A 5,084-nucleotide genomic window follows, 5' to 3' on the forward strand; every position below is an offset into this window, starting at 1 on the left:
ATATGAGAAACGTAAGCGAAAAACAACTTTAGACAGATTGATGGAATATACTATTCCATTGACTAATTGTCAAAATTCGGCTTAAGTTAACGCGTATGACTAATATATTAAAGAAAAAATAATATGTGCATTAATTATTATTCGATAAAAATAGCCAAAATTAAAGAGAATCACAGCTTGTCATTAAATACCATTGATCATATCAAACATAGGTAACATAACAGACATCATTATGCCACCTACAACCAACCCTAGAATTACTATCAATAAGGGCTCAATCAACGAGACCAGCCCTTCTGTTTTAGCTTTAACCTCTTGCTCATAAAAACCAGCTACTCGCAGTAGCATCTCATCTAAACGACCAGTCTCTTCACCAACATTGATCATCTGTAAGAGCATAGGTGGAAATATTCCTTGTTGTCTTAAAGGCAAGACCATACTCTCCCCTTCAGTGATTGCCTGTTTAGCTTGGCTGATATTCTCGGCTACTACCTTATTACTCATCACAGCTTCTACAATTTCGAGACTTTCAATGATAGATACCCCGCTACTGATCAACACACTGAGAGTTTTAGTAAAACGGGCAGTTGCCAACTTCGTACTCAAATCTCCAATTATTGGGATTTTTAAAACTATTCTATCAATATTCCGCCTACCTTGTCCAGTTTTGCGGTAAAAGTATATTCCGAAAATCAACATTGCAAACATAACTAATATAAGCCACCAATACGAACTAACAAAAGCACTTAGAGCAAGGACAAATTTAGTGATAGCAGGTAATTCTATATCCATATCAGTAAACATATCTACAAAAGTAGGCAAAACACCTACAATCAAATAGACAACTGAACAGAGAGATACAAAGCTGATTACTGCTGGATAAGCCAAAGCAGAGAATATTTTCTGCCTGAGTTCATTTTCACTCTCTAAATGGTCTGCCATCTCTTCTAAAGTCTCATCAAGCAATCCACCTGCTTCTCCAGCAGCTACCATACTAATAAACAGATCAGGAAATATCTTCTTCTTCTCTTCTAAGGCTGCTGATAAAGGCATTCCACCTTCAACATTATCTTTAATAGAAGTGATAGCCTCTCGTAGTTTTAAATTATCAGTTTGAGTTGATAAAATCTCTAGAGCTCTTACCAATGATATTCCGGCATTAATCATAGTTGCAAATTGGCGAGAAAATACAACTAAATCTTTCAATCCAACTCTTGAGAAAAGTTTAAAATTAATATTCCGATTTTTATACTCTTCAATACTGATAATATAATAACCTTTATCTCTCAATCTTTTAACTGCCATCTGCTCATTATCAGCTTCTAGTGAACCATCTAACCGATTGCCTTCAGCGCTTCTGGCTTGATAAATAAATTCTGCCATCATTATCCCCTTTCCCAAAATTAGAACAATATCCTATATAGTTATTCCTATTAAATACAATATATATATATTTTAACATTTAAGGTTGTAACTCCTGCAAAATTTAAATTAAATTTTTAATATAATTGATGTTATTTGCTCTATTCATGGTATCATCCCAAGTTATCTTGTTCTCTTGATAAAGTTTCTTCAATGAATAATCCATGGTATGCATTCCTGAACTTCTATTAGTCTGCATTATCGACTCAATTTGATGGACTTTACCTTCTCTGATTAAGTTCTTAACTGCATTATTTACAATTAATAGTTCAGTAGCTAAAGCTCTATCTAAACCATCAAAAGTAGGTATCAACTGTTGAGATAATACCCCTTGTAACGTTAAACCTAACTGAGTTCTAATCTGTTGTTGCTGATGAGGTGGAAAGACATTAATAACCCGCTCAATACTTTCAGCTGCACCATTGGTATGTAATGTACCTAAAACCAAATGACCTGTTTCAGCTGCTGTAATAGCTGTAGAGATAGTATCTAAATCTCTCATCTCACCAACTAAGATAATATCAGGATCTTGGCGCAATGCTGCCCGCAACCCATTAGCAAAACTTAGTGTGTCAGAACCTACTTCTCTTTGATTAATAATAGATTCATTATGGCGATGAACATATTCAATTGGGTCTTCCAACGTAATAATATGTCTATCAACTTTATGATTAATGTAATCTATCATAGAAGCTAAAGTAGTTGACTTACCACTTCCAGTAGGACCTGTAACCAAAAATAATCCTCTTGGTCGTAAAGATATCTCTTTTAACTCTTGGGGCAAGCCCAACTCTTTTAAAGGAGGAATCTTATGAGGAATAATTCTTAAAACAGCAGCAGCACTACCTCTTTGCTGAAAAGCATTAACCCTAAAACGGTGATCAAAACCATCACAATCTAAATGAAAAGCAAAGTCAACCTCTCCTTTTTTCTTAAATACTTCTCTATTAGTATCCTCCATCATTTCACCAATTAATTCCATGATTTTATCTGGAGTTATCATCGCATCTTCAATTTCTTGTAATTTACTATTAATTCTAGCCATAGGCTTAATTCCAACGGTTAAATGAATATCTGAAGCACCTAGTTTAATCCCCTTTTTTAATAACTCCTCTAATTTCATAAATCACACCTTCCTTACTCAATAAATTCCGGTTTTCCTAATTGTACTTTAGTAACTCTCATTACCTCTTCTAATGTAGTAATTCCTTCATTAACTTTATATAGACCAGAAGCTTCTAAAGTAATCATCCCATCTGCCATTGCTCTTTCAGCAATATCCTCTGTTGAAGCACCCTGTACTATCATTCTTTTAATACCATTATCTATCTCTAAAATTTCATGAATAGCAGCTCGACCTCTATATCCTGTCTCATTACATTCTCTACAACCTTTGCCATGATAAAAATCAATTGTGTTATTTCCTGCACCTAAGTACTTTTCTAAATCCTTGTCCACTAATTTTTCTCTAGACTTAACTTTGCAATGTGGACAAATTCTTCTTACAAGGCGTTGTGCTACAACTCCTACTATAGACGATGATACCAAAAATGGCTCTACTCCCATATCTACTAACCTTGTTAAAGCACCAGCAGCCTCATTAGTATGGAGAGTACTCAAGACTAAATGTCCAGTCAAAGCAGCATTAATGGCAATCTCTGCTGTCTCCTTATCACGAATCTCACCTATTAATACTATATCTGGATCTTGCCGCAAGATAGAACGCAAAGCACTCGCAAAAGTCAGTCCAGCCTTATTATTTGTCTGGACTTGATTAATACCATCTAGCCTATACTCAACTGGATTTTCAACTGTAATAATATTTTCATGCTCACTATCAAGGGAACTTAATGCAGAATAAAGTGTGGTTGTTTTACCACTCCCCGTAGGACCAGTAATCAATATCATTCCATGGGGATGGTTGATCATCTCTTTAAAAACCTCTAAATGTTCTGCTATAAAACCTAGATCATCTAATTTTAACATTAAATTGCTTTTATCTAAAATTCTCATAACTACTTTTTCCCCTTTAACAGTAGGTAAAGTAGAAACACGCAAATCTATCTCTTTTCCTTGAATAGTCATTTGAATCCTACCATCCTGAGGAACTCGCCTCTCAGCTATATCTAAATCAGACATAATTTTTATTCTAGAAACCAAAGCAGGCAAAGCACTTTTAGGAACATTATTCATAGTATTTTGTAAGATACCATCTATTCTATACCTTATCTGTATATCTTCATCTAAAGGTTCTATGTGAATATCACTAGCTCGTAACTTGACACCATCAGCAATGATATTATTTACTAATTTAACAACTGGTGCATCATCTACTAACTCCCTCAATTCACCTTCTTCTATGTCATTTTCTAAAGAGTCTTGCCAGTCAGAATTAATATTGTCTAAAAATTCACTAATTATGTCACTATTCCCAAAATACTTCTCTAAAGTATGTTCAATTTCAGTTCTAGTTGCAATAACAGGAATAATCTCACAATTAGTCTTAATTTTAATATCATCAATAGCCATTACATCTAAAGGATCTTCCATAGCTACAGTTAAGATATTTCCTCTCTTCTTAATCGGAATAGCATGGTGCCTTTGAGCTAACTCTGGAGGTATAATTTTAATTACATTCGAATCAATGAAGAATTTTTCTAAATCAACTTGGGGTATCCCCAATTGAAATTCTAAAGCTTCCACTAAATCCTGGTCAGTAACTAAACCTAATTCTTGTAAAACAACTCCTAAGCGCTTATCAGTTCCTTTTTGAACTTTTAAAGCTTCATGTAACTGTTCTTCTGTAATGAATTGTGCCTCAACTAAAATATCCCCTAGCCTTTTCTTCTTAATCATCTTATATCCTCCGATCATTACAAATAATTATTTGCTTTATCTGGATGAACTGTATTTGGAATAAAAAAATCCATAAGAATACTTAGTAAGTATTACTTAATGGATATACTTATATGCTTATATACTTATTATCTTATAAATTATAAATAATCCTATAAAATTACCTTTTCATTTATATATAAAAAAAGAAAGCTAAATAATTTCTCTATTTTAAAATAACTCATTATAATGTTATTTTTCTTATAAGTCAAATTATATACTTATGTATCTTATGACAAACAATTCTTTCTAATAAAAGCCATATTCGTTATGTTACAATTTTTTAAAATATAGGATATATAATTATATATTCTATATTTAGAATTTAACCCCTTCATTTTATGGATATTTTTTATTATGATGGATATATTTCTAAGTATAATAAATATTAATTTTTATGATTTTAATTTTCAAATAATAAAACCCACCAAAATAATTATTCTGGTGGGTTTGCCATTAGCTCTGCACAGTCCAGGCAACCAACTATAGATTGTGCTTCGACGCTCTTTTCCATATTATCTTTGCATAAGATTATAATACCATATATTCTTTTTTTAATCAATACATTAAAGTAATTTTTATTTAAAAAATTATCTACTATTATAAAGATTAATATTCTTCAATTATTTTAACAAAAAAGTAAAAAAACCTCCTATATGGAGATTAAAATGGGGTGGATAATGGGATTCGAACCCACGGCCTCAGGAGCCACAATCCTGCGCTCTAACCAGCTGAGCTATATCCACCATATTTATTAATTTTTAAAA

The 5,084-nt window shown here is 32.6% G+C and carries 3 protein-coding genes and 1 tRNA gene; all 4 read right to left on the bottom strand.

Annotated elements, in window-relative coordinates:
• Window positions 1–183: 183 nt before the first annotated feature.
• On the bottom strand, window positions 184–1,383 hold the full coding sequence (locus ACTCDL_RS13865; RefSeq protein ID WP_463178049.1) for a type II secretion system F family protein: 1,200 nt from the start codon (window positions 1,381–1,383) through the stop codon (window positions 184–186).
• 103 nt (window positions 1,384–1,486) lie between these two features.
• Window positions 1,487–2,545, bottom strand: coding sequence for a type IV pilus twitching motility protein PilT (locus ACTCDL_RS13870; RefSeq protein WP_463178051.1), 1,059 nt, complete (start codon window positions 2,543–2,545; stop codon window positions 1,487–1,489).
• A 14-nt stretch (window positions 2,546–2,559) separates the two neighbouring features.
• Complete coding sequence (gspE, locus tag ACTCDL_RS13875; protein WP_463178053.1) at window positions 2,560–4,278, bottom strand: type II secretion system ATPase GspE; 1,719 nt, start codon at window positions 4,276–4,278, stop codon at window positions 2,560–2,562.
• A 708-nt stretch (window positions 4,279–4,986) separates the two neighbouring features.
• Window positions 4,987–5,063: transfer RNA gene (locus tag ACTCDL_RS13880), tRNA-His, on the bottom strand.
• Between the last annotated feature and the right edge of the window lie 21 nt (window positions 5,064–5,084).

It is taken from the genome of Orenia sp., from assembly GCF_055140805.1.